Raw genomic sequence first — 23,576 nt, 5'->3', positions numbered from 1 at the left:
CCTCACTCCCAGCCCCTCTCCAAAAAAGGAGAGGAGGTGCCAACCGGCCGCAACGGCGCTCTACTACATCAGCATGCGGACGGCAGCTGAGGTGACGAGCGGATTAGCACCTCTTCAAAATCATTCATCAACGACAAAAAACTAGCCTCCCGCAGTCGTCAGGCTGCCCCCCTCCCCAAGGAGAGGGGCCGGGGGGTGAGGCGCACATGGCACACATCACCGGTTTCAAGGAATTTGCCCGTGAGCTGCCCCCCAAGGCGGCCCCGCAGGAGCGCGTGCAGCACAACCAAGAGTTTGTGGGCCGCTACGAAGAGGCGCAACTGACCGTGCAGGCTGCCCGCTGCATGAACTGCGGCATTCCATTCTGCCACTCGGGCTGCCCGCTGGGCAACATCATCCCGGAGTTCAACGAGGCCGTGCACCGGCAGGACTGGGAGCAGGCCTACCAGATCCTCGCGTCGACTAACAACTTTCCCGAATTCACCGGCCGCATCTGCCCCGCGCCCTGCGAGGCGGCCTGCGTGCTGAGCATCAACCGGGCGCCGGTGGCCATCGAGGAAATCGAGAAGCACATCATCGAATTAGCCTTCGCCAAGGGCTACGTGCGGCCCACGGCGCCGGTGCTCAAGTCGGGCAAGACGGTAGCGGTGGTGGGCTCGGGGCCGGCGGGGCTGGCGGCAGCGGCCCAGCTGGTGAAGGCCGGGCACGCGGTGACGGTGTTTGAGCGCGACGACCGTCCCGGCGGGCTGCTGCGCTACGGCGTGCCCGATTTCAAGCTGGAAAAATGGGTTATCGACCGCCGCATCGAGCTACTGGCGCAGGACGGCGTGCAGTTCCGCTGCGGCGTGGAAATCGGCCGCGACCTGCCCGCCACGGAGCTGCTGCAAGGTTTCGACGCGGTGGTGCTGGCCGGCGGCGCCCTGGCCCCGCGCGACCTGCCTATTCCCGGCCGGGAGCTGGCGGGCATCCATTTCGCCATGCCGTACCTGACGCAGCACAACCGCCGCGTAGCCGGCCTGCCCATCGAAGGGGAGGAACTGCTGGTAACGGGCGAAGACGTGGTGGTCATCGGCAGCGGCGACACCGGCTCCGACTGCGTGGGCACGGCCAACCGGCAGCAGGCCCGCTCGGTCACGCAGTTTGCCCAGATGAACGAGCCCGCCGCCGAGCGGCCCGCCCACACGCCCTGGCCGCTGGAACCGGCCATCTTCCGCAGCAGCACCTCGCATGAGGAAGGCTGCCAGCGCTACTGGGGCATCAAAACCAAGGCCTTCCTGGGCGACGCCGACGGCCGGGTGCGCGCCCTGCTGGTGTCCGACATCAGCTGGGAAACCGACGTGCTGGGCCGGCGCCTGGGCTTTCAGGAAATCGAGGGCTCGGCGCGCGAAATTCCGGCCCAGCGGGTGCTGCTGGCCCTGGGCTTCACCGGCCCCGAGCCGGGCGGCCTGCTCCAGCAACTCGGCGCGGCCCTGGATGAGGGCGGCAACGTGCGGGCCTCGGAGCAGGACTACCAGACCAGCGTGGCGAAGGTGTTCGTGGCCGGCGACATGCGCCGCGGGCAGTCGTTGGTGGTCTGGGCCATTTCGGAAGGCCGCGAAGCCGCCCGGCAGGTCGACCAGTTTCTGATGGGCAAAACGGCGCTGCCCAGCAAGAACGCGGTGGGGATGTGGGCGTAGTGTGAAGCGGGATTATTGCGCTTCTGACTTCAATTCAACGATTTCAGCATGACTAATTCGCCCAACCAACGTGCGCGAGAAAGCACTATCGAAGGTGCTTTCTCGCAGTTGCTCGTAATGGTCGAAATACGACGATGGACTGCCCGTTTCAAGAATTAGCAGCCATACTTCGTCGCACCCGGACAGGTAGCCGGGCACATTCTGGCTCTTGCGCCGAATGATTTCCTGGATAGAATCTATCGGTGCTGCCGGCACCCAGAACGACGTTATAGGTGACCAGCAGGCATCCGTAATTCGGTTAAGGTAGAAGACACCTATGTCGTGAAAATAGGCGTCATGCTGCCTCTCTATTTGGATATAAAACTGGTCCTGATTACCCGGCTGGTCTTTTACAGACTCAACTGACTGCCAGATGATATCTGCCAGCTGCTGCCCTACTTGCTGACGCTGAATCCCTTTTTGGGTAATTGCTGGCGAGAAATCAACTGTGACGTGGAGCGGCAGCTCACATTTATTCTCGAAAGCCCGCTGCGCTTCCCGCAATATCATGTCTTGAAGCTTCTCCTGACGTCGAGCTTCCTCATCTGGTATCAGATCGGTTATTTCAATACCGATTCGTCGGCTATTCAATTCCACCACCACATCTGGCAATGGTGGCAGTGGCTGCGTTAGTGAATACTCTTCATTGGGAAACAACTGAGGCAGAAACCTCTCCAGCAGATAAAGCTCGCGGCTTGATTTGTCGGTCATGAGTATCAAGGTAGTTCGACAAGCTACCGATATTCTAGGGACGCTCTACCCCACTAGCCACCAGCCCCCCCAAATACCCGCCGCCCAGGCAACGGCCCCGCACCTTTTCGAATCTAATTCGGCGGCACCGGGCTTCGGCTTTGGTGCCGCTTCGCATATAGTCGCATCTTTGGCCGCCAATAGCTTTTTAATGTCTGTCAGCCACCGGTTGTTTCTGCTGCTTGCCCTGCTCCTGCTGGCGGCCACCTCGGCCCGGGCCCAGACCCGGCCGGAGCCCGCACCGCCGGCCGCCCAGCCGGCCACGGCCCAGCAGGTCATGACCTTGCGCGTGACCCTGCCCACGGCCGTGGGCTACGCCATGCGGCTGCTGAGCAAGGACGACAAGCCCGCCGGCAAATCGGCCCCGCGCACCAGCAACCCGGTGCTGGTGTTTACGGTGCCGCTGCCGCAGCTGCTATCCGGCAAAAAGGATGAAGCTTCGTCCGAACCCAAGAAAAACTAACTTCCCTGCCCGGCCGCTATGGACGTCAATACCTCCCTCGTCATTCCTATTGGGCTGAGCCTGGTAGCCGTGCGCTGGCTGCGGCAGCTGCTGGATCTGCCCACCCGCCTGCCCCGCCTCAACCGCCTGCTCGACTGGATCTGGGCGCCGGGCGTGGCCCTGCTGGCCCTGTCGGTGGGCTGGGACTCCCACCTGCTCGACGAAGTGTACCAGCTGTTCATCTTCGGGGTGGTGCTCTACGTGCTGCTGCGCTGCCAGGACCACCGCCCCGCCCGCACCCTGGTGCTGGCCCTGGCCCCGTTCGTGGCCTACTCGCTGGTGGAGCTGCTGGTGGCCGCCTTCGGCAAAAGCCTGCTCAAGAGCTACGACGATGTATTCGAAACCTCCCAGGGCTTCACCATCATCTGGCTGGTGACCTTCGTGCTCATCGCCCGCAACCAGAAAAAGCACTTGGAGCGGGAGCGGCTGGAGCGGGAAAAAGAGGCTGAGGATAAGCGGCGCATCGAGGCCGAAAACAGCCAGCTGGAGCGCATGGTGGCCGAGCGCACCGCCACGCTTACCCAGCAGACCCAGGAGCTGCAGCACGCCCTCGACGAGCTAAAAATCACCCAGGACCAGCTGATTCAGAGCGAGAAGATGGCCTCGCTGGGCGAGCTGACCGCCGGCATTGCCCACGAAATCCAGAACCCGCTCAACTTCGTCACCAACTTCTCCGACGTGTCGGCCGAGCTGGTGCAGGAGCTGCTGGAGGAGCAGCAGCGCCCCGACCGCGACCCGGACCTGGAGGCCGAGCTGCTGCAGGACCTCAAGCAGAACCTGGAGAAGATTCACCACCACGGGCAGCGGGCCGCCAGCATCGTGCGCGGCATGCTGGAGCACTCCCGGCAGAGCACCGGCGAGCGGCAGCCCACCGACCTCAACCAGCTGGCCGACGAGTACCTGCGCCTGGCCTACCACGGCCTGCGGGCCAAAAACAAGGCCTTCAACGCCACCATCACCACCTTCTTCGACCCGGCCGTGGGCAGCATCGAGGCCGTGTCGCAGGACCTGGGGCGGGTGCTGCTGAATTTGTTTACCAACGCCTTTTACGCCGTGCAGAAGCGCCAGGAAGCCGCCGGCGCCGGCTTCGTGCCCACCGTGAGCGTGGCCACCCGCCGCAACGCGCAGGGCGACATCGAAATCCGGGTGCAGGACAACGGCACGGGTATCCCGGAGGACGTGCGGCAGAAGATTTTCCAGCCCTTCTTCACCACCAAGCCCACCGGCGAAGGCACCGGCCTGGGCCTCTCCCTGAGCTACGACATCGTCACGAAGGGCCACGGCGGCACCATCGAGGTGGAAAGCGCCGCCGGCCAGGGCACCGAGTTTATCATCACCCTGCCGGCGTAGCGCGAGTGTAGCGCGAACCGAAGGTCGGCGAAGCCAACTTTCAGTTCGCGTATCGTTGCTGATGTTGTTGCGTTAGCGGTTCAAGAGGTCGTTTCAGAAAACGCGAACTAAAAGTTCGCGCTACATCGAATTGCCCTAGCTTTGCTTGCTATGATGAAGATACTGGTGGTCGACGACGAGGCGGACGTCCGCACGCTGTTTGAGCAGCGGTTCCGGCGCGAAATCCGCAGCGGGCAGTTCGCCTTTTCCTTTGCCTACTCCGGCGAAGAAGCCCTGGATTACCTGCACGCCCACGCCTCGGAAGTCGTGCTGATCCTCTCCGATATCAACATGCCCGGCATGAGCGGGCTGGAGCTGCTGCGCCACATCCGCGAGGAGTACCCCGCCCCGCCGCCCCCGCAGGTGATGATGATTACGGCCTACGGCGACCAGGAAAGCCACGACCAGGCCCTGCGCCTCGGGGCCAATGACTTCCTGACCAAACCCGTCGATTTTGCCGCCCTCAAGGCCAAGCTGGCCGCCATGGAACCGCATGAAAACTAAGATTCTGGTCGTCGACGACGAGGCGGACCTGGAGCTGCTCATCAAGCAGAAGTTCCGGCGCAAAATCCGCGAAAACGTCTACGAGTTCATATTTGCCGCCAATGGGCAGGAAGCCCTCCGCGCCCTCACCCAGCACCCCGATACCGACATTATCCTCTCCGACATCAACATGCCGGTGATGGACGGCCTCACGCTGCTCACCAAGCTGCAGGAGGCCAACCCGGTGGTGAAAACGGTGATGGTCTCGGCCTACGGCGACATGCAGAACATCCGCACCGCCATGAACCGCGGCGCCTTCGACTTCGTGACCAAGCCGGTGGACTTCGCCGACCTGGAAACCACCATGGACAAGACCGCCCAGCACGTGCAGCAGCTGCGCGACACGTTGCGCGCCATCCAGGAAAACAACATCCTGCGCATGTACGTCGACGAGACGGTGCTGAACGTGATGGCCCGGCCCGAGTTTGAGCACACGCTGATGGTGAGCGAGACGGTGCAGGCCAGCGTGGTGTTCATCGACATCTGCGGCTTCACCAGCCTCTCGGAAGTACTGCCCGCCGGCGACATCGTGGGCATGCTCAATACCTACTTCGACCAGATGGTGCGGGAAATCATTGCCCAGCACGGCCACGTCGACAAGTTCATGGGCGACGCGGTGATGGCCGTCTTCCGCGGCGAGTACCACCTCGACCGCGCCATCGACGCGGCCCTGGCGGTGCGCGCGGTGGTGCAGGCCAACGAGTACACCCTGCCCGACGGCAGCAAGTACCAGCCGCAGGTGAGCATCGGGGTGAATACCGGCGAAATGGTATCGGGCAACATCGGCTCGGCCTCGCTCAAGCGCCTGGATTACACCGTCATCGGCGACACGGTGAACGTGAGCCAGCGCCTGCAGTCGGTAGCCCAGCCCGGGCAGGTCATCATCACCGAGGCCACCTACGAGCTGGTGAAGGAGTCGTTTCAGTGCCGCCCGCTGCACGAGGTGACGCTGAAAAACAAGACCCAGCCGGTGATGATTTACGAGGTGGTGGCGTAGGGGAGCGTTTTTCGTTGTTGGTTGTTCGCTTTTCGTCGGACGACTCACGAACGACGTACCACGCTTCCTATCGGCCCGGCTCCGACGCAAAAGCCCCCGACCAGCACGGTCGGGGGCTTTTGCGTCGGAGCCGGGCCGTTCGTCGAAAAACGAACAACCAACAACGAAAAACGAACCTCTACCCCGCCGCTACCGACTTCTCGTTCTGGCGGCGCAGGCGCTGGCAGAGCACGCGCAGGATGTTGCGCAGCACTTCGGGGCGCTCCTCCATCACGTCGTAGAAGTCGTCCTGGTCGAGGCGGAAGGCCAGCACGGGGCCCTGGGTGACGGCCGAGGCGGAGCGCGGCTCGGCGTCGAGCAGGGCCAGCTCGCCGAAAAAGTCGCCGGGGCCGAAGGTGGCCAGCTGCTGCGCCCCGGAGAAGATGCCCACCTCGCCCGTCTGCACGATGAAGAGCGAGGTGCCCAGGTCGCCCTTGGCGAAAATCTGCTCCCCGGCCCCGAAGCTGACTTCCTTCATGATGGGCACGATGCTGCTGAGCACGTTTTCGGGGGTGGCGGCGAAGAGGGCGGTGTGCTTGAGCAGGGCCACCCGCTCGGCGGCGGAAATGCGGGATTCGGGCGCAGAATGGCTCATAAGAACGGTTTCGAGGGTGGGTTGGTGGGCCAGCAGCTGCCCAAACAGCGCGGGCTCCTGCTGCTGCACGCGCCGGGTCAGGGCCTTGGCGGCCTCCTGCACCAGCGGGCTACTGCTGCCAAGGCGGGCGAGCAGGGCGGCGGCATCGGCCAGGGCGGCGGTGGGCTGCCACTGGCCCAGGGCCAGGGCAATGGTCCAGTCGGTAAAGACCGTCTCGCCGCGGCGCACCACCGTGGGCACGATGGCGGCCAGGGGCTCGTCGTAGGTGAGCAGCCGCTCGAAGGTGCGCAGGCGGGCGGCGGGCGGGGCCACTTCCAGCAGGGCCTGCAGGGCCTGGTACACCGGCTGCGGAATCAGGTTGTCGAGGATTTCGAGGGCGTTGGCCTGCCGCTCCCGGGCCGCCTGGGCCACGCCGCGCTGGGCATCGGCAATGAGCTGGGGCGGGTAGAGCTGGCCCAGCAGCCCGAACAAACGCTGCTGCACCCGCATCAGCTCGTACTCCAGGCTCAGGGCCAGCGGCTCGGCGGGGGCCAGCTCGGTGAGGCCGGTGAGCAGGTGCCGGGCCAGCGTCAGCTCCTCCTGCACCAGGGCCTCGAACACCGGCGCCTCCGAGGGCTGCGGGGTGTAGCCGCGTAGGGCGCGCAGGGCGGCTTCGCGGCGGAAGAGGTTGGGCTGCCAGGCCAGCGTGACGAGGGCCTGGTGGCTGGCCGACAGGGGCAGCCGGGCGCAGAGCAGGGCCACGCGACGCACCAGCGCGTCATCGGCCTCGGGACTTTCCAGGGTTTCGGCCAGGGCCGGCACCACGGCGGGGCCGCCCTGCAGCAGGGCCTGGGTGGCGGCCGGGCGGGTGGTTTTGTCGCGCAGGGCGGCAATGAGCTGGCTGGTTTCGGCCGGTACGAAGTTGGTGGGGTCGAAGGCGGGGTCGGCGCTGCCGCCCTCATCGGCGGCAGCGGCCCAGCGCAGGGTGGTGGCCGTGTCGGGGCCGGCGGAGAAGCGGCGGCGCAGGGCGTGCTGCAGCTCGGCCAGGTAGTGCCCGTGGGTGCGGTAGAGGCAGTACCAGGCCAGGGCCACGAACAGGCTCATCCAGACAAACGGCGCCCAGGCCGACAAGCCCGGCCGCAGGTGCTGGCCCAGCAGCAGCAGGCCGCCCAGGCCCAGGCCCAGCGGCTCGTACACGCCCTTGGCCAGGGTGTGGGCCTGCAGGCGCTCGGGCGGCGAGAGGGGCTGAAACAGGGTGAGAAACAGCGGGTCGAACACGGCCCGACGCAGCACTTCCAGGGTCACGAACACCCCGCAGAAGTACAGCAGCCGGGTGCCTTCATCGGCCTGCGCGTACCAGAGCCAGACGGCCAGCAGCATGGCGGCGGCCAGCACGCCGGGCAGCAGCACCAGCATCCGGCGCACGCCTACCTGGTCGGTGGCGGCGCGGGAGAAGAGGAGCTTGAAGAGCAGGGCCAGCAGGTAGGCGGCCACCAGCACCGAGCCCACGTACTGCATCACCGTGGCCTGGTCGTGGAAGCGGTGCTTGACGTTGACAAAAAACGAGTACTCGATGCCGGCCGTGACGGCGGCAATGCTGAGCATGCCCAGGCACATCGTCAGCACCAGGCGGCTGCTGCCAAACCAGCGCTGCAGGGCCGGGGCCACGGCCTGCTGCCGGGCGGCGCGGGCCGCCTCGCGCACTTCCACCGCGTGGCCGCGGCCGGTGGCGCGTAGCACCAGCAGGGCCCCGAGGTAGGCCCCGAAGGCGGTGAGCAGCAGCCAGAGCAGGTCGGAGTGGTGATGGATGAGAATGGCCAGCACGGCGCCCAGGGCCTTGGCGGGCATGTCGCCGGAACTGATGACGCTGAACAGCCGCCGGCCCTGGCGCACGTCGAACACCACCGCCGACACGCCCCAGAACTCCAGGTTGGTGAGCAGGTAGATGACGCGGTAGCCGGCCATGATGGCCACGGCCGTAGCGGCCGAGTGGCCCCAGGCGACCAGCGCGGCCAGCACGCCGGTCAGCACCAGGCTGGCCAGCAGCACCCGCACGGCCACGCGTTGCAGGCCCAGGTGGTGCTCGTAGCGGGAGTAGATCCGGCCGGCCCCGATCATGGCCCCGGCGGCGGCCAGGTAGGCCAGCGGGAGGTTGCGCTCGGGGTGGTTTTCGAGCAGGATGACGTTGGCCGACACGTACACCAGGATGGTGCCGATGCCCAGCAGGAAGTTGTGCAGGAAAAACAAGCCCACCGTGCGCCCTTCCTCGGCGCGAATGCCCAGCAACTGGCGCCAGCGTGCAAGTAGTGTCATTCCGGATACGTGAAGCGGGCGGCGGGCCGCCCGGATTTGAAACCGCAAGATAGCGGCCGGCGCGGCCCGACGCGGATTTTTCCGGTAATTACGCCCCCGCTTTACTTCCCCGCTGCCGCCGATGGATTGCCCGCGCGCCGAAGCCTACGTGCTCGACCAGCTCCGCCACCTGCCCGCCGACCTTAGCTACCACGGCCGGCACCACACCCTCGACGTGGTAACGGCCGTCCAAACGCTGGCCGCCGCCGAGGGCCTGACCGACCCCGAGCTGCTGGCCCTGCTCGGCACCGCCGCCCACTACCACGACGCGGGCTTCCTCACTACTTACCAGGGCCACGAGGCCGCCGGCTGCCAGCTGGCCCGCCAGATGCTGCCCGGTTTCGGCTTTTCCGAGGTCCACATCGAGCTGATCTGCCGGCTGATCATGGCCACGCAGATGCCCCAGTCGCCCGGCCCCGAGCCGCTGGCCCGCCTGCTCTGCGACGCCGACCTGGACTACCTCGGCCGCCCCGACTACTGGCCCATCAGCCAGACCCTGCGCCAGGAGCTGGCCGCCCGGGGCCAGGCCTACGACAAGCGGGGCTGGCTGGAGCTGCAGCAGGAGTTTCTGAGCCAGCACCGCTACTGGACCGCGGCCGCCACCCGCCTGCGCGAGCCGCAGAAGCAGCTCCGGCTGGCCGAAGTGCGGGCCGCCCTGGCCGAGTTGGCAGCAGCCGGCTGATACCCATTTTCCCGCCGAGGCCCGTGCCGGACAGCGGGCCGGCCTTTTCAGCCCCGACCTATGTGGTGGATATACGCGCTGCTCTCCGCTTTCTTCGCCGCCCTGACGGCCGTGCTGGCCAAAATCGGCATCAAGGGCGTCGACTCCAACCTGGCTACGGCCGTGCGCACGGCCGTCGTGCTGGTGCTGGCCTGGGCCGTGGTGTACGTGCGGGGCGGACTGGGGCAGCTGCAGCTGCTCACCCGCACCAATCTGCTGTTTCTGGGGCTGTCGGGCCTGGCGACGGGGCTGTCGTGGCTGTGCTACTTCCGGGCGCTGCAGCTGGGCAACGTCTCGCAGGTGGCCCCGGTGGATAAGCTAAGCGTGGCCCTGGCCATCGGGTTGTCGGTGCTGTTTCTGGGGGAGCGGCTGAGCTGGCAGACCGGCCTGGGCGCAGCACTCATCATCGGGGGCACCCTGGTGCTGATCTGGGGCTAATCAGGTAGCCGGCATGGTTTAGCCCAAGTCGGCCGCCGCCCCGGCTCAGCGCGCCACGGCGGCCAGCGCGGCTTCGTCGATCAGCCCTACGCCGGGGCTGATGCCGGCCTGGTAGGTGACCAGGGCCCCGTCGCGGCGCTGCTGGTAGGCGGCGGCCACGTGGCGCACGAAGGCATCGGCGGCGGCGGCGGGCAGCAGGTTCAGGGTGCAGCTGCTCAGGCCGCCGAGCATGCAGGCCCCCAGCGTGCCGGCGAATTCCTGGGCAATGAGCACCAGCTCGTCCAGCTCGGGGCAGCTCACGGCGTAGTCGTTGCGCAGGCCGGCGTGGGCGGCGTACATGTGCTGGCCCAGGGCGCGCACGTTGCCGGCCTGCAGGTGCATGGCGGCCAGCTCCACGCGCTGGTGTTCGGCCAGCACGAAGGCGCAGCGCCGGTACACCGACTCCCCCATTTCCTGGCGGTAGCGGTGCAGCTGCATGGGCGTCACGTCGCGCAGGCCGCGCAGCTCGGGGTAGTGGCGGCGCAGCACGGCCAGCCCGGCGGCGCATTCCTGGTGGCGCACGGCGTAGCCCGCGCTGGCCCGGCTGCGCGAAATGCCCGCGTCGCAGAGCACGAAGCGGTACTGCGCGGCGTCGAAGGGCAGCAGCTCCACCTGCAGGGTGCGGCAGTCGAGGCGGGGCAGGTGGCCGGGGCTGCCGCAGAGCGCGGCCACGTAGTCGATGAGGCCGGCGGGGTGGTCGGCTTCGAGGTACTCGGCGCGCTGGGCCAAGCGGGCCAGGGCCAGGCCATCGAGGCAGGCCCCCAGCAGGTGATTGAGGGCGTAGGCCAGGCCGCTGGCCACGGCGGCGGCCGGCGAGAGCCCCGCCCCCACCGGGATGTTGCCGCCGAACATGCAGTCGAAGCCCGGCAGCGCGAAGCCCAGCTGCTGAAAGCCAGCGGCTACGCCCAGCAGGCGGTACATCCACGACTTGGCGCCGGGCGGACCGGTGGCGGCCAGCGGGGCTTCCACCATCACATCGGAGTCGTAGGAATAGAGGCGCACCCGGCCCGTGTGGTTCAGGGCCACGGCCACCACGGCTTCGCGGTCGAGGGCGGCGGGCAGCACCCAGCCCTCGTAGTGCTCCAGGTGCTTGCCGAGCAGGGTGACGCGGGCCGGGGCGCGCACCACCACGGGCGCAGCCCCGAAGTGCAGTTGAAAATCGGCCGCGAGGTCGGCGGCCAACGAAGAGGCACCCATAAATAAGTCGGAGTCGAAGCCGGCGCCGGGCAGCACGCAAGGCGCAGCTGCTCAGCGGGCGGAAGGAGTTGAAAGCCGAAACAGGGACGGTAACAACCTTCGGGGGTGGGCTCGGACGAAGGGGCGCGCGGGAAGGTCTGGCCGGGCCCTGCTGGCTGCTGGCTAGACTCTTCCGGGGAAAAATAACAAGAAAATCAGTAGCCGACGATATAGCCTGCCCAGCCTAACGGCCGAAAGCCGATGAGTTTTGCAATCGGCTGCGCTGCAACCGGCTGGCAGCTAGTGGCTCGGTGCCAAGCGTGCGTTGCGGAAAAGAATTGTTTGGCGGGCTGTTAGGGGCAACAACGGCAGGACGTTGTATCGAGCGAAGCCGAGGCATCTCGCGCGCTGACATCCAAGAGTAACTCCAACCCGAAGCAGGCTACCTGCCATTAGCCCGCCAGGTTTGCTACGCCTTCCTTCGGTTCCTCGGCTTCGCTCGAAGTGACAACCTGACGAAGCGGGAGAGCTGCTTGACTGCGTCGACCTTCGGTTCGCGGGGCTCAGCATGACGTTCTTTGTAGGTCGTACTGCTGGCCGTTCAACGAAGCACGCGAGATGCCTCGGTCCCTTGCTTGATGCGCAACATGCTCGGCCTGACGTTCTAATTCTTCCGTTCAACTCTCCCCTTTACAGCGCCTTGGTAAACGCCACCTTGATTTTCACCTGGAAGTCGCTGATGACCTTGAAGATTTCCTTGAGCGTGACCTGCTCCACCTGGGTCAGCGTCTTGGGGTCGAGGTAGTTGGTGGCGGCGCGGCGGTCCGATATCAGCTGGCGGGCCTGCTTCTTGAGGCGCATGCCCATCAGGTAGTAGTAGGCCTGCAGCAGTTCCTCGTACTCACGCTCCTTGAACACGCCCAGCTCGCGCAGGCGGGCCAGCCGCTCGCCGGTGTTGGTGCCCGGCACCTGCTGCTGCAGGGCGTACACGCGCACCAGGTCCACGATGGGCGTCATGGCTTTCTTCAGGTCGAACACCTGCTGGCCTTCCTGGGCGAAGGTGCGGAAGCCGCGGAAAAACGTCAGCGGGGGCTCGTACTGCAGGGCGTTCTTGGCCAGGAAAAACAGGAAGCGCTCCGACTTGCCGGCCTGCAGCTCGTCGCGCACGAAGGCCTGCAGCTCCTGCACCAGCGAGGCGTCGCCGTAGAGGTGGCGGCAGTCGAAGAAGGTGGCGAACTGCATCACCGTCTCGGGCACCGACTCGCGAATCCACGCCTGGTAATTGCGCTTCCAGTGCGAGAGGGAGTGCGTCCACTTCGGGTTTTTGGCCATGAAGCCGCCCGTGCAGTAGTGCAGCCCGATGTGGTTCAGCTCGTCGGATACGGCCGTGGCGAAGCGCAGAAAGTAGGCCCGCACCAGCTCGCGCTGCTCGTTGGCCTTGTCCTCGTAGATGATGGCGTTGTCCTGGTCGGTGACGAGCGTCTGCTCCTGCCGGCCCTCGCTGCCGAGCACCATGAAGGCGAAGCGCGCCGGGGCCGGGCCGTGGGCTTCCAGCACGTGCTCGATGACCTTGAGGGCAATGGTGTCGGCTACGGTGCTGATGACCTGGTTGACGATTTCGGGCCGGACGCCGCGGGTGAGCAGCTGGTTCACCATCTCGGGCACCATGTCCCAGCGGCGCTTCAGCTCGCGGGTGCTCTGGGCCAGCTTCACGGCCTGAATGAACATAAACGGCGACTGGGCCAGGTCGGAGAGCAGCTTGTTGCGGCTCAGAAAGCCCACGTAGCGCCCCGCGCGCTCCACCAGCAGGTAGCGCGTCTTGGTCTGAAACATGAGCAGGATGGCCTCGTGCACGTAGGCCGCGCTGGCAATGGACACCAGCGGGGTGGCCGCCACCTCGCCCACCGGCCGCTGGGCGTCGAGGCACTTGGCCACCACCGCGTCGCGCAGGGTGATGTCGGTGCAGTAGCCCGTGAGGTTGTCGCCGCTCTCGTCGGTCACGAACAGGCAGCTGACCTTGGTGGTGGCCATGCGCCGGGCCACCTGAAAAATGGGCGTGCTGGCCGGGCAGGCCACAATGGGCCGCACTTCCAGCGAGTCGATGCGGCGAGAGAAGAGCTGGTCGGCGACGAGGAAATTCTCCTCCGGCGGCGAGGCGGGCTTGACGAAGTGCGCGTACTCGTCGTCGAGCATGCGCTGGCCGAAGCGGTGGGTGAAGTACTGAAAGAACGGCTCGTAGGCCAGGCACAGGGCCCGGAAGTCGCGGCGCGGCAGCTGCAGCACCCGGGTGCCGGCGCGGGCCACCACGGTGCGCAGGCTGCGCTTCTTGTTGAGCAAAATGGACATGCCCCCGTAGCTGGTGCCCGGGCCGTACACCTCGGGCAGGCGCTGGCGCTGCTCGCTGTCGAGGAAAAACGTGTCGTAGGCGCCCTCTACCACGATGTCGAGGTGGCGCAGCTTCGACACGTCCTGCTGGTAGAGCAGGGTTTCCTTGGGGTGCTTCACTTCCTCCAGCAGCTCCACCACGCCGGCCAGCACCTCGTCGGGCAGGAAGGCAAAGGGCTCCACGGTGCGCAGAAAGGCTAAACGAGTATCCATAGCAGGGCTAGAAAAAGCAGAACGAGAAGCAGGGCACCGCCCACGAGCAGCAAGGAGCGGGGCGGCCAAACGGCGGGCGGCGGGCCGGTAGGCGGGCTCAGCGGCGGCTGCCCGCGGAGTACGGCGGGCGGGATGCGGCCGAGGCGCTGCAGCTCAAAAAAGCAGCGGGCGGTGGCGGCGGCGTCCTCGCGCGCGTCGTGCAGGCGGGGCAGCGCCTGGCCCAGCAGCAGCTCGTGCAGCTCGGCCAGGCGGCGGTAGCGGCGGTGGGTGCCGTCGTCGGGGCGGCCGCTGACTTTCATGGTGCAAAACTGCGGCAGGGCGGGCAGCGGGTTGGGCAGCCCGGCGCGGTGCAGCGCCGCCCCGATGACGTGAAAATCGAGCTGCAGAAAGTAGCCGACGACGCGCGGCTGAAACCGCGCCAGATCGGCCAGCAGGCGCTGCAGCACCGGGCCGGGCGCCTGCCCGTGCTGGTGCAGAAACGCCGGCGTGATGCCGTGCACGGCCACGGCGGCGGCGGGCATGGTGCCCACCGGAATCTGCAGGAAGTGGTTTTCTTCCTTCACAAAGTCGCCCGCGGCGGTGTAGAGCTGCCAGGCCAGCTGCGCCACGTGGGGCCACTGGCCCGAGGCGTAGGGCTGGTCCCAGCGGCGCGGCAGGCCGGTGGTTTCGGTGTCCACGAAGAGCAGGTAATCGTCCACGCAGGGGCTGGGGTAATCGGGGGGCAGGCCCGCTAAAGGTACGGGCCGCGCGCCGGCCCCGCGTCGGCCGCGGCCCGAAAATGCCGGGCGCATCCGATATTGCGGCGGTTTCTATCCTGCCTTAACGCCGATTCGCATGTCCCGTTTGTCGTGTTTATTGCTCCTGCTGGCCCTGCTGACCGGCGCCTGCACCAAGGAACGGATCAAGCTTGTGGCGGAGCCCGCCCCGGCCCGGTCCTGGACGCTGGACTCGTCGCTGACGAGCTACAACCGCCTGCTGCTGACCTCGGCCCGCCAAAACGACTCGACGCTGGTGGTGGCCAGCAACACGGCGCTCTGGTACGTGAAGCCCCGCCGGCTCAACCGCGGCCTCAACGGCGCTTTTCTGAACGGACTGCCGACCTACGGCTACCTGGTGCCCCCGACCATTACCCCCACCGTCGGGGTCCTGCTGCAGGATTACAACCTGCTGGCGGTGTTTCTCACCGCCTCGCCGGTGTCCAACATTGCCCGGTTTACCTTCCGCCCCACCTATTCCACCGACCCGGCCACGAACAAGGCCTTTCCGCTGCCGCAGCTCGGCAACTCGGGCTACCCGGTCGTCGACGGGCGCTACGTGCTGGCCCCCACCGAGGGCACCAGCGCCTGGCAGCAGTGCAGCCTGCTGCGGGTGGGGCCCATAGCCGGCTTCCGCCCCGGCGAGTCGCTGGAGCTGAAAAGCACCCGCCCGCTGGTCCTGCGGCCGGCGCCGGCCGGGACCGGGTTTGTGCAGGCGGGCTACTTCGCGGCGGCTTATCACCACAAGTTTTTCGTGTCGCTGGGCGGGCAGTTTTTCCGGGTCGATACCACGGGCAGCGTCAAGGCCTTTGGCCACGGCCCCGCGCCGGGCGTCAACGGCTTCGTCACGCAGATGTTTACCCTGCAAAACCGCCTCTGCGCGCTGAGCGGGACCACGCTGGTCGTGTCCGACGACCAGGGCGAAACCTGGGCGCCGCTGCGCAGCCTGGCCGGCACCGACTACGCGCTGCTCACCTTTCACAACGTGGGGGCCGCCCTCTACGCCACGTTTCAGGCGCAGCTGTGGCGCGTGCGCTTCCGCAACAACGACCTGGTGTTCACGGAGCTGGACAACGATGGGCTGGCCACCAACCAGATTACCTCCGTCAACACCTGCGGCCGGTACGCCTTCGTGACCACGCTGGCCGGCTTTTACTACCGCGACACGGCCAGCTTCCACACGCCCAAAGGCGGGCAGTAGCCCCGCCCCGCAACCCGGGCCGCGCGGGCAGAGTACCTTGCAGCGTTCATTCACGCCTGACTTCTGCCTATGGCCTCCTTCCGCCAAACCTTACTTAAGCTGCTGTACCCCCTGATCATGCGCCTGAGCAAATCGGGCCAGCGGGGCAAGGTGCTGGAAAACAAACAGCGCGCCGCCGCCCCGGCCTCGTTCTACGACCTGGCGGGCACCCTGAACTCGGGCCAGCCCCTGCCCTTCCGGGACCTGAAGGGCAAGCAGGTGCTGCTGGTGAACACGGCCTCGAACTGCGGCTACACCAACCAGTACGCCGAGTTGCAGCAGCTGCAGGAGCAGTACGGCGACCAGCTGGTGGTGCTCGGCTTTCCGGCCAACGACTTCCGCGAGCAGGAACAGGCCGACGACCACGCCATCAGCCAGTTCTGCCAGGTGAATTTCGGCGTGTCCTTCCCGCTGATGAAGAAGAGCGTGGTGGTGAAGCAGCCCCAGCAAAACACCGTGTACCAGTGGCTCAGCGACGCCCGCCGCAACGGCTGGAACGAGCAGGCCCCCGACTGGAACTTCGCCAAGTACCTCGTCGGGCCCGACGGCCGCCTGACGCACTACTTCGGCCCGGCCGTGTCGCCGCTGAGCCCGGAGGTGACCAGCCAGCTCGGCCCCCGCTAACCTCGCTTTCCATTAACGCAAAAGGCCCGCCGACGCAGTGTCGGCGGGCCTTTTGCGTTCGGCCGGGTGCTTAGTCGGCGTCTTCGCCGCCGTCGGCGGGGCTGCGCTGGGTGCCGGGGCGGTGGCCGCTGCCGTAGCGCGGGTCGTCGGCCTTCCAGGCGGCGCGCTGCTCGTCGTTGCCGGCGTTCTGGGCGGCGGCTACGGCGTCGGGGTCCTGGTTTTGCTCCACGTGGCCGGGCTGCTCGCGGGGGTCGGCCCGGCGGCTTTCCGAGCTGTAGTCTTCGGTGCCGGGCGCGTTGGGCTTGCGGAATTCGCTGAACTCGTCGGGGTTATCGTTGGCGCCGCTGTTGCTGGGGTTGGGGCGCTTCGGCTCCTCGGCGGCATTGGGCGAGGAGGACTGAGCGGGGTCGGGCGTGGTAGCCATGCTGCTGGGTAGTAAAGGAATGGGACGAAAACGGTGCCGGCGGCCTGCACGCGCAGCCGGCCGGCTGGTGCTTCCTCATACGGCACAAGGCCGAGCTTGGCTGCCGATTCGGCCCCGGCCGCGGCGCCCGGCTGCTGCCGGGGCAAAGCGGTGCGTTGTCAAGCAGGCACTTACGCTTACGACGCGGCCACCCAGCACCCGGCTGGCGGCCCGCGGAAACCCGCCGGGTCCGGTCGGGGCCGGCCCCGCGGGCTCCGTACCGATCAGCCGTCCAGCACGCAGCTCCTGCCGCCCAAAACCAGCACAAGTATCGTGTTATTCAATGATTTATGTCATCTTTTTTCTGCGTGGGCTCCGGTATACTTGTTACCCGTTGCCGGCCGCCGCCTGCCTGGCCCAGGCGCTGCGCCTGGAACGGGGCTGGCCCAACGTAACAGTGCCCGAATACGGCGCGTCCGACGTGCTGTTCACCGGGCTGTGACGGCTACGTCCGGGCTGACGCCAAATCTGCTGTCATTGTTTAAGCAAAACCATTCAAGCAGCTCATTCAAAACACCTTACATCCCAATCAACTAACTTCCCCTTGCTCATGCACGTCACCGTTTTCAGCGCCCACGCCTACGAGCAGCCCCACCTCACCGCCGCGGCGGCCGGGCGGCATGCGCTGCGCTTTGTGGAAACGCCGCTTTCCCTCGGCACCGCGGCCCAGGCCGCCGGCAGCCAGGCCGTGGCCCTCTTTACCAGCGACGATGCCTCGGCCCCGGTGCTGGCGCGCCTGGCCGAACTGGGCGTGCGCTACGTGGCCGTGCGCGCCGCCGGCCACGACCAGGTAGACCTGCCGGCTGCCGCCCGCCTGGGCCTGCGCGTGGCCAACGTGCCCGCCTACTCGCCCTACGCCGTGGCCGAGCACGCCGTGGCCCTGATGCTGGCCCTGAACCGCCGCCTGCGCCAGGCCGACCAGCAGCTGCGCCGCCACGACTACCGCCTCGACGGACTGGTGGGCTTCGACCTGCACGGCAAAACCGTGGGCCTCATCGGCTGCGGGCGCATCGGCGGGGTGCTGGCGGGTATCCTGCACGGCTTCGGCTGCCGCCTGCTGGGCTACGACGTGCAGCCCGACCCGGCCCTGAGCCAGCGCACCGGCCTGCGCTACGTGTCATTGCCCGAGCTGTGCGCGGCTTCCGACATCATTTCGGTGCACGCCCCGCTTAGCGCTGAAACGCGCCACCTGATCGATGCCGACCTGCTGGCCCAGTTCAAGCCCGGGGCCATGCTCATCAACACCGGGCGCGGGGCGGTGCTCGACACGGCCGCCGCGCTGGCCGCCCTGCAGTCGGGCCGGCTCGGCTACCTGGGCCTCGATGTGTACGAGCATGAGCGCGGCCTTTTCTTCGAAGACCACCGCCAGGAAGCCACCCCCGACCCGCTGCTGGACAAGCTGCTGCAACAGCCCAACGTGCTGGTGACTGGCCACCAGGCCTTCCTCACCCGGGAGGCGCTGGGCAACATTGCCACCACCACCGTCGACCACCTCGACGCCTGGGCGCAGGGTCAGCCCGCCGCCCACGAATTGCAGCCGGCCCCGCCGGTGCTGCAGCCCGTTTGCTCGCCGTGAAAACCTTCGACTCCCTGCTCAGCCACCTGACGCGCCCGGCCCTGTACGCCGCCGGGCTGCTGCTGATCGGCTGGTGGCTGGCGGCGCCGCGGCGCCCCGATGAGCCCGTAGCGGCGCCGTTGGCGGTATCCCCCGGGCTGCCCGTGCGGGCCGTGGCGGTGGACGCCGTGCTGCCGGGCGAAACGCCGGTGGCGCACTGGCTGCGGGTACTGCTGGACACGGTGCGGACCGCCGGCCGGCCCCGCCTGCAGAGCGCGGAGGCCGTGCGGGCGCTCTACGGGCCGGTACCGACACCCGTCTGGACGCGCGCCGGCGGCGCGCCCGCGCCCGCGGCCGGGGCCCTGCTGACCCTGCTGGAGCAGGCGCCGGCCTACGGGCTGCAGCCGGCGTACTACGAGCTGCCGCGCCTGCAGGCCCTGCGCGACTCGCTGGCCGGCCCCGCCGATGCGCAGCGGCCGGCGCGGCAGGCCCGCTTCGAGGTGTATTTGAGCGACGCCGCCCTGAGCTTGATGCGCGACCTGCACCGCGGCCGGCTGCGCCCCGCCACACCCTCGCCCGCGGAGCGCGCCAGCGGCACCCCGTTCAGCCCCGCCGATACCCTGCGCCAGGCCCTGGCCGCCGCCGACGTGCGGGCGGCGGTGCTCGGCTGCCAGCCCCGGCACCGCGAGTACCGCCGGCTGCAGGCGGCCCTGGCCCGGTGGCTGCGCGAGCCGGTTTCCCCCGATTCGGCGGCCCGCTGGCAGGCCCGCTACGAGCAGGTGGCCCTGAACCTGGAACGCTGGCGCTGGCAGGCGCTGCCCGACTCGGAGTACGTGCTCGTCAACCTGCCCGCCTTCGAGCTGCTGGTGGTGCGCGCCGACTCCGTGCGGCAGCAGCACCGCGTGGTGGTGGGCAAGCCCCAGACGCCCTCGCCCACGCTCAGCAGCCAGATTCTGTACTTCACCCTGGCCCCCGACTGGTACGTGCCGCGCTCCATTGCCACCAAGGAAATCCTGCCGCGCGTGCAGACCGACCCCGGCTACCTGGCCCGCAACCACTACGCGCTCTACGACCGCCGCGGCCGGCTGCTCGACCCGTGGCGGGTGGCCTGGTCGCGGGTGACGGCCCGCAACTTCGCCTACATCATCCGCCAGACGGCGGGCTGCGACAACGCCCTGGGCAACATCGTGTTCCGCTTCCCGAACCCCTATGCCGTGTACCTGCACGACACGCCCGCGCGCCAGCTTTTCGAGCAGCCGCAGCGGGCCCTCAGCCACGGCTGCATGCGGGTGGCCGAGCCCATGCGCCTGGCCGCCTACCTGCTGCGCCGCGAGGACCGCCCGGTGCAGCTCCCCGACGAGGCCACCTGCGCCCGCGACGCCCGCGCCCGCAACGTGTGGCTGCGCCGGCCCATGCCCCTGCACGTGTGCTACGCTACTTGCGGCGTGGCGCAGGGCCGGCTGCGCTTCTACCCCGATATCTACCGGCGCGACGCCGCCCTGCGCCGGGCCCTGGCCACGGCCCCGCCTCAACCCTGAACCCGCACTGCTTGCGGCAATTTCCTGGCTGACATAAATCATTGCTGACAACCTGGGCACGGAGCCACCTTTACCAGGCAGCCGGCCGATGCGGCCGGGCAATGCTCGTCCTCGTCAACACCCGTTCACCTTACCTGCTTTGGCCATGACCCTGAACCAGATCCAAAACGCACCCTCGGCGCCGCCGGCGGGCGAGCTTAAGCCCCTGTCGTTTATTGTGCTGACCAATTTCTTCCCCGCCGCGCACCGGGCCGTGCGCTACGCGGCCGAGCTGGCTGCCCCGCTGGGGGCCCAGCTCGTGCTGCTGCACGTGCGGGAGGTTTCGGTGCTCGAGGGAGAGCTGCTCGACCAGCCCGGCAAGGAGCGCGACGGGGAGCTGCGCACGGCCGTGCAAACCCTGGCCGACGAGGTGTACGTGCCCACCAGCATCGAGCTGGTGCCCGATCTGCAGCTGAGCACGGCCGCCGCCCTGCTCCACCGCTATGCCCCGGCCGTGTTCGTGCTCGGCCTGGCGACCGAGGCCGTGCAGGACGTGCCCGTCAGCCAGGCCGTGCTGGACGTGCTGCGCAGCGGCGAGTTTCCGCTGCTCATCGTGCCGGAGGCCTACCGGGGCGCGGCCCTGCCCACGCACGCGCTGGTGGGGGCCGACGGGGACCCGTTCAGCCTGGAGCACCCCGGCCCGGCCCTACAGCTGCTCCGGCAGCTGGCCCCGCGCCTGACGGTGGCCACCGTGTCGGCGGCGGCGGAAGACGCGGTGTGCGCCACGGCCCGGCAGCAGGTGCAGGCCGCCGGGCTGGCCGCTGCCGGCCACCTCCACGTCGAAGCCATCCGGCACCACTCGCCGGTGGCCGGCCTGCTGCAGGCCGTGGCCCTCACCCGCGCCGACCTGCTGGTGCTCATTGCCCGGCGCCACAGCTTCCTGAGCGCGCTGTTTCACCGCAGCGTCACCAGCCGCCTGCTGCGCTCCTGCCCCGTGCCGCTGCTGCTGCTGCCCGCCGCCGACTAAGCTCTCCGCCATCGTTTTTTCCCTGCCGCCATGGCCTTTACCTTCCTTGTTCTCGCCAGCTTTTACCCGGCCGGGCAGCGGGCCCTGCGCTACGCCGACGCCCTGGCCAGCGCCCAGGGCGGCCAGCTGCTGCTGCTGCACGCCCACCGCGCCTCGCTCTACGACCCCTACATGTTTGCCGGGGAAGCCTGGCGCCGCCAGGAGCTGGCCCAGGATGCCGACGCGGCGGCGCTGCTGCGCCAGCTGGCCGGGCAGCTCCGGGCCCCCGCCACGGTGGAGCTGGTGACCGACCTGCTCCCGGCCATGCTCCCGGCCCTGACGCAGCGCTACGCCCCGGCCCTGTTTGTGCTGGGCCTGCCCGCCCCCGGCCTCGCCGACGCCGGGCCGCTGAGCACGGCCGCGCTGGAGCTGCTGCGGGCCGCCCAGTTTCCGGTGCTGCTCGTGCCCGAAGCCGCCGCCGCGGCCGACCTGCCGCAGCGCGTGCTCATCGCCGCCGACCCCGAAGCCTTTGGCCTGGCCCCGACCAGCGAAGCCGCCACCGGGCTGCTCCAGTCGCTGGGGGCCGATTTCACCGTCGCCTACGTGTCGGCGGTGGAGGACGACGCGGGCTGCGCCCGGGCCTTGCGGGCGGTGCAGGACAGCGGCCTGCTGGCCCCCGCGGCCGCCGTGGAGCTGCGCGGCTGCCTGGCCCCCGATGCGCCCACCGGCCTGCTGAGCGCGGCCGCGCAAGTCGGCGCCGACCTGCTGGTCTTGCTGGCCCGCTCGCGCAGCTACCTCGGCGAGCTGTTTCACCGCAGCGTGACGGCCGCGGTGGTGGAGCGCAGCCCCGTGCCGGTGCTGCTGCTGCCGGTCGTCGAAGCCGATGCCGTGCCCCTGGCCGCCGATTTCGACCGGTCGACGGCATGATATAAGTCACGAATTCGGGTAACGCACGTCATGGAATCAGGACCAGCAAACATGGATATTCACTTACTCCACAGCCTGTTGCCCCATGAATCACCTGCTCGACACCCTTTCCCTGCCGCCGCCCGCTGATGCGGAGCTGGCCGCCGCCGTCCACCGGCAATACACCCTCAAGCCCGGCGTGCACGACACCCGCATTCAGGTGGCCGTGGTGCGGGGCATCGTGCGCCTGACGGGCTTCACCGACAACCTTCTGTCGCTGGAGCGCGCCGAGGAGCTGGCCCGGGCCGTCGGCGGCGTGCGCGGCGTCGTCAACGAGCTGCAGATGCGCACGGCCGACCTGCCCGACGAGCTGCTGCAGCAACGGGCCGCGGCCCTGCTGGCGGCGGAATGCGGCCCCCACCCCGCCGTGCAGCTCGCGGTGCAGCACGCCACCGCCACCCTGAGCGGCGTGGTCGATTCGTGGGTAGTCAAGCAGTGGCTGCTGCGCGTGGTGAAGCAGGTGGTGGGCATCTGGCACGTGCAGGACCGCCTGACCTGCACCGCCGCGCAGGGCATCAGCGACGCCGACCTGAGCCTTTACCTCGACGAGCAGCTCACCTGGGACGCCTACCTGCGCGCCGACGGCGTGGACGTGCAGGTGCAGCGCGGCCGGGTGCGCCTGCGCGGGGCCGTCGACTCGGACTGCACCCGCAGCCGGCTGGTGGCCACGGCCTGGGCCGCCGGCGCCACCGCCGTCGACGCCGGGCAGCTGGCCGTGGGCGTATGGGCGCGACCGGCCGCCCAGCCCCGGGCCCCGCGCCTGCGCGTGCCCGACGGCGACAGCGCGCAGGCCATTCACGACGCCTGGCAGCTGGATGAGCGCCTGGGCACCGACCTGCCCGCCGTGGAGGTCGTCAACGGCGTGGCTACGCTGAACGGGGCCGTGAGCACCGTGCGCGCCCGCCAGGCCGCCGAGCAGGACGCCCGCAATGCCACCGGCATCTGGCACGTCAACAACCACCTGCGCGTGTGGCCGCGCCGCCTGCCCGACGATGCGGAGCTGCTCCACAGCCTGCACCGGGCGCAGGCCCACGATGCCTACGTGCAGGCCCTGCCGGTGAACTGGGCGGTCGAGCACGGCCGCGCCATCCTGCACGGCACCGTGCCCGGGCACTTCGAGAAAGCCCGCCTGCAGGAGCTGGCCGTCGGCACGGCCGGCGTGCTCAGCGTCGTCAACGCGCTGCTGGTGCAGGCGCATACCAGCCGGCCGCCGCGGCCAGCCGCGGCGGCCGATGTTCCGCCGCCCCTAGTGGCCTGAGCGCCGCCCCGGCAACGCGCACGGCGCCCCGGCTTTTCCCTCCGGCTTGTGTCCAACCTTTTTTCGCTTTCCGTCATGACTCAGAACATTGGCTCCTACGACCGGGTGATTCGCATCGCGCTGGCGGCGGCAATTGCCGCCGGCCTGCTGGTGCTCGGCAACCAGTTCAGCGGCCCCGAAATGCTGGCGTGGCTGCTCATTCCCCTGTTTCTGCTGCTGACCGGCGCCACCGGCTACTGCCCGCTCTACGGCCTGCTGGGCCTGAGCACCCACCGCCCCTGGCAGCGCTGACCCCGCCCCCCGGCGCCTGCCCGCTGGCGCCTGCCCCGCTCCACCGCCCTCCTCCTTCCCATCCCCCT

Annotated in this window: 21 protein-coding genes; 15 read left to right on the top strand and 6 right to left on the bottom strand. The window is 68.3% G+C overall.

What is annotated here, in order from left to right; translation table 11 throughout:
* The first annotated feature begins 206 nt into the window (after positions 1-206).
* Entirely contained in the window at positions 207-1,676 is a 1,470-nt protein-coding gene (locus tag DLM85_RS01220; protein WP_111476249.1) for a glutamate synthase subunit beta, read from the top strand.
* Positions 1,677-1,688: 12 nt separating this feature from the next.
* Here the strand turns inward: DLM85_RS01220 and DLM85_RS01215 are convergent, their stop codons facing one another.
* Entirely contained in the window at positions 1,689-2,426 is a 738-nt protein-coding gene (locus DLM85_RS01215; protein ID WP_133256830.1) for a hypothetical protein, read from the bottom strand.
* Positions 2,427-2,616: 190 nt separating this feature from the next.
* On the opposite strand from DLM85_RS01215, the gene DLM85_RS01210 reads away from it, so the two are divergent.
* The 4 genes from DLM85_RS01210 to DLM85_RS01195 all read left to right on the top strand — a co-directional run bounded on the left by DLM85_RS01210 (position 2,617) and on the right by DLM85_RS01195 (position 5,896).
* On the top strand, positions 2,617-2,928 hold the full coding sequence (locus DLM85_RS01210; RefSeq protein ID WP_133256829.1) for a hypothetical protein: 312 nt from the start codon (positions 2,617-2,619) through the stop codon (positions 2,926-2,928).
* A gap of 18 nt (positions 2,929-2,946) precedes the next feature.
* Entirely contained in the window at positions 2,947-4,317 is a 1,371-nt protein-coding gene (locus DLM85_RS01205; RefSeq protein WP_111476246.1) for an ATP-binding protein, read from the top strand.
* A 153-nt stretch (positions 4,318-4,470) separates the two neighbouring features.
* On the top strand, positions 4,471-4,860 hold the full coding sequence (locus DLM85_RS01200) for a response regulator (RefSeq protein WP_207890977.1): 390 nt from the start codon (positions 4,471-4,473) through the stop codon (positions 4,858-4,860).
* A complete protein-coding gene (locus DLM85_RS01195) occupies positions 4,850-5,896 on the top strand; it encodes an adenylate/guanylate cyclase domain-containing protein (protein WP_111476244.1) in 1,047 nt (348 codons plus the stop codon). Before DLM85_RS01200 ends, DLM85_RS01195 begins: the two co-directional genes overlap by 11 nt.
* Positions 5,897-6,074: 178 nt before the next feature.
* On the opposite strand, the gene DLM85_RS01190 is transcribed toward DLM85_RS01195, so the two are convergent.
* On the bottom strand, positions 6,075-8,822 hold the full coding sequence (locus DLM85_RS01190; RefSeq protein ID WP_111476243.1) for a cyclic nucleotide-binding domain-containing protein: 2,748 nt from the start codon (positions 8,820-8,822) through the stop codon (positions 6,075-6,077).
* 121 nt (positions 8,823-8,943) lie between these two features.
* Here DLM85_RS01190 and DLM85_RS01185 point away from each other — a divergent pair, with 121 nt between their 5' ends.
* Both DLM85_RS01185 and DLM85_RS01180 read left to right on the top strand, forming a co-directional pair.
* Positions 8,944-9,543, top strand: a complete 600-nt coding sequence (locus tag DLM85_RS01185; RefSeq protein WP_111476242.1) for an HD domain-containing protein — start codon at positions 8,944-8,946, stop codon at positions 9,541-9,543.
* A gap of 60 nt (positions 9,544-9,603) precedes the next feature.
* A complete protein-coding gene (locus DLM85_RS01180; RefSeq protein ID WP_111476241.1) occupies positions 9,604-10,020 on the top strand; it encodes an EamA family transporter in 417 nt (138 codons plus the stop codon).
* A 45-nt stretch (positions 10,021-10,065) separates the two neighbouring features.
* Here DLM85_RS01180 and DLM85_RS01175 read toward each other — a convergent pair whose 3' ends face one another.
* The 3 genes from DLM85_RS01175 to DLM85_RS01165 form a co-directional block, all read right to left on the bottom strand.
* The gene (locus DLM85_RS01175; protein ID WP_133256827.1) at positions 10,066-11,256 is read right to left on the bottom strand and encodes a galactokinase; all 1,191 of its coding nucleotides are present in this window, start codon (positions 11,254-11,256) and stop codon (positions 10,066-10,068) included.
* Positions 11,257-11,925: 669 nt separating this feature from the next.
* On the bottom strand, positions 11,926-13,833 hold the full coding sequence (locus DLM85_RS01170; RefSeq protein ID WP_111476239.1) for a DUF294 nucleotidyltransferase-like domain-containing protein: 1,908 nt from the start codon (positions 13,831-13,833) through the stop codon (positions 11,926-11,928).
* The gene (locus DLM85_RS01165) at positions 13,818-14,531 is read right to left on the bottom strand and encodes a 3'-5' exonuclease (RefSeq protein WP_165821966.1); all 714 of its coding nucleotides are present in this window, start codon (positions 14,529-14,531) and stop codon (positions 13,818-13,820) included. Before DLM85_RS01165 ends, DLM85_RS01170 begins: the two co-directional genes overlap by 16 nt.
* A gap of 136 nt (positions 14,532-14,667) precedes the next feature.
* Here DLM85_RS01165 and DLM85_RS01160 point away from each other — a divergent pair, with 136 nt between their 5' ends.
* Together DLM85_RS01160 and DLM85_RS01155 are read left to right on the top strand one after the other, a co-directional pair.
* Complete coding sequence (locus DLM85_RS01160) at positions 14,668-15,789, top strand: hypothetical protein (RefSeq protein ID WP_133256825.1); 1,122 nt, start codon at positions 14,668-14,670, stop codon at positions 15,787-15,789.
* A 69-nt stretch (positions 15,790-15,858) separates the two neighbouring features.
* Positions 15,859-16,452 (top strand): glutathione peroxidase, encoded by a 594-nt coding sequence (locus DLM85_RS01155; RefSeq protein ID WP_111476236.1) that lies wholly within the window; start codon positions 15,859-15,861, stop codon positions 16,450-16,452.
* A 70-nt stretch (positions 16,453-16,522) separates the two neighbouring features.
* Here DLM85_RS01155 and DLM85_RS25290 read toward each other — a convergent pair whose 3' ends face one another.
* Positions 16,523-16,876 (bottom strand): hypothetical protein, encoded by a 354-nt coding sequence (locus DLM85_RS25290; protein WP_165821965.1) that lies wholly within the window; start codon positions 16,874-16,876, stop codon positions 16,523-16,525.
* Between the two features lie 589 nt (positions 16,877-17,465).
* On the opposite strand from DLM85_RS25290, the gene DLM85_RS01145 reads away from it, so the two are divergent.
* The 6 genes from DLM85_RS01145 to DLM85_RS01120 all read left to right on the top strand — a co-directional run bounded on the left by DLM85_RS01145 (position 17,466) and on the right by DLM85_RS01120 (position 23,508).
* Complete coding sequence (locus DLM85_RS01145; RefSeq protein ID WP_111476235.1) at positions 17,466-18,491, top strand: 2-hydroxyacid dehydrogenase; 1,026 nt, start codon at positions 17,466-17,468, stop codon at positions 18,489-18,491.
* Positions 18,488-20,008 carry a L,D-transpeptidase scaffold domain-containing protein gene (locus DLM85_RS01140; RefSeq protein ID WP_133256824.1) on the top strand — a complete coding sequence of 507 codons (1,521 nt, stop codon included), beginning with the start codon at positions 18,488-18,490 and terminating at the stop codon, positions 20,006-20,008. The genes DLM85_RS01145 and DLM85_RS01140 overlap by 4 nt, the downstream gene beginning before the upstream one ends.
* Positions 20,009-20,153: 145 nt before the next feature.
* Positions 20,154-21,014 carry a universal stress protein gene (locus tag DLM85_RS01135; protein WP_165821964.1) on the top strand — a complete coding sequence of 287 codons (861 nt, stop codon included), beginning with the start codon at positions 20,154-20,156 and terminating at the stop codon, positions 21,012-21,014.
* Between the two features lie 30 nt (positions 21,015-21,044).
* Positions 21,045-21,920 carry a universal stress protein gene (locus DLM85_RS01130; RefSeq protein ID WP_111476232.1) on the top strand — a complete coding sequence of 292 codons (876 nt, stop codon included), beginning with the start codon at positions 21,045-21,047 and terminating at the stop codon, positions 21,918-21,920.
* A gap of 85 nt (positions 21,921-22,005) precedes the next feature.
* Positions 22,006-23,217, top strand: a complete 1,212-nt coding sequence (locus DLM85_RS01125) for a BON domain-containing protein (protein WP_111476231.1) — start codon at positions 22,006-22,008, stop codon at positions 23,215-23,217.
* Between the two features lie 75 nt (positions 23,218-23,292).
* Positions 23,293-23,508, top strand: coding sequence for a YgaP family membrane protein (locus DLM85_RS01120; protein WP_111476230.1), 216 nt, complete (start codon positions 23,293-23,295; stop codon positions 23,506-23,508).
* Positions 23,509-23,576: the final 68 nt, after the last annotated feature.

The organism is Hymenobacter edaphi, from assembly GCF_003258365.1.
Taxonomy (GTDB): Bacteria; Bacteroidota; Bacteroidia; order Cytophagales; family Hymenobacteraceae; genus Solirubrum; species Solirubrum edaphi.
This window is presented reverse-complemented; position numbering and strand designations above follow the sequence as displayed.

Bases quoted from the DNA above. Each gene is read 5' to 3' on its own strand.
- DLM85_RS01195 (WP_111476244.1), top strand. From the start codon at position 4,850: ATGAAAACTAAGATTCTGGTCGTCGACGACGAGGCGGACCTGGAGCTG.
- DLM85_RS01180 (WP_111476241.1), top strand. From the start codon at position 9,604: ATGTGGTGGATATACGCGCTGCTCTCCGCTTTCTTCGCCGCCCTGACG.
- DLM85_RS01205 (WP_111476246.1), top strand. From the start codon at position 2,947: ATGGACGTCAATACCTCCCTCGTCATTCCTATTGGGCTGAGCCTGGTA.
- DLM85_RS01135 (WP_165821964.1), top strand. From the start codon at position 20,154: ATGACCCTGAACCAGATCCAAAACGCACCCTCGGCGCCGCCGGCGGGC.
- DLM85_RS01175 (WP_133256827.1), bottom strand. From the start codon at position 11,256: ATGGGTGCCTCTTCGTTGGCCGCCGACCTCGCGGCCGATTTTCAACTG.
- DLM85_RS01130 (WP_111476232.1), top strand. From the start codon at position 21,045: ATGGCCTTTACCTTCCTTGTTCTCGCCAGCTTTTACCCGGCCGGGCAG.
- DLM85_RS25290 (WP_165821965.1), bottom strand. From the start codon at position 16,876: ATGGCTACCACGCCCGACCCCGCTCAGTCCTCCTCGCCCAATGCCGCC.
- DLM85_RS01120 (WP_111476230.1), top strand. From the start codon at position 23,293: ATGACTCAGAACATTGGCTCCTACGACCGGGTGATTCGCATCGCGCTG.
- DLM85_RS01210 (WP_133256829.1), top strand. From the start codon at position 2,617: ATGTCTGTCAGCCACCGGTTGTTTCTGCTGCTTGCCCTGCTCCTGCTG.
- DLM85_RS01170 (WP_111476239.1), bottom strand. From the start codon at position 13,833: ATGGATACTCGTTTAGCCTTTCTGCGCACCGTGGAGCCCTTTGCCTTC.
- DLM85_RS01185 (WP_111476242.1), top strand. From the start codon at position 8,944: ATGGATTGCCCGCGCGCCGAAGCCTACGTGCTCGACCAGCTCCGCCAC.
- DLM85_RS01160 (WP_133256825.1), top strand. From the start codon at position 14,668: ATGTCCCGTTTGTCGTGTTTATTGCTCCTGCTGGCCCTGCTGACCGGC.
- DLM85_RS01155 (WP_111476236.1), top strand. From the start codon at position 15,859: ATGGCCTCCTTCCGCCAAACCTTACTTAAGCTGCTGTACCCCCTGATC.
- DLM85_RS01200 (WP_207890977.1), top strand. From the start codon at position 4,471: ATGAAGATACTGGTGGTCGACGACGAGGCGGACGTCCGCACGCTGTTT.
- DLM85_RS01125 (WP_111476231.1), top strand. From the start codon at position 22,006: ATGAATCACCTGCTCGACACCCTTTCCCTGCCGCCGCCCGCTGATGCG.
- DLM85_RS01220 (WP_111476249.1), top strand. From the start codon at position 207: ATGGCACACATCACCGGTTTCAAGGAATTTGCCCGTGAGCTGCCCCCC.
- DLM85_RS01215 (WP_133256830.1), bottom strand. From the start codon at position 2,426: ATGACCGACAAATCAAGCCGCGAGCTTTATCTGCTGGAGAGGTTTCTG.
- DLM85_RS01145 (WP_111476235.1), top strand. From the start codon at position 17,466: ATGCACGTCACCGTTTTCAGCGCCCACGCCTACGAGCAGCCCCACCTC.
- DLM85_RS01190 (WP_111476243.1), bottom strand. From the start codon at position 8,822: ATGACACTACTTGCACGCTGGCGCCAGTTGCTGGGCATTCGCGCCGAG.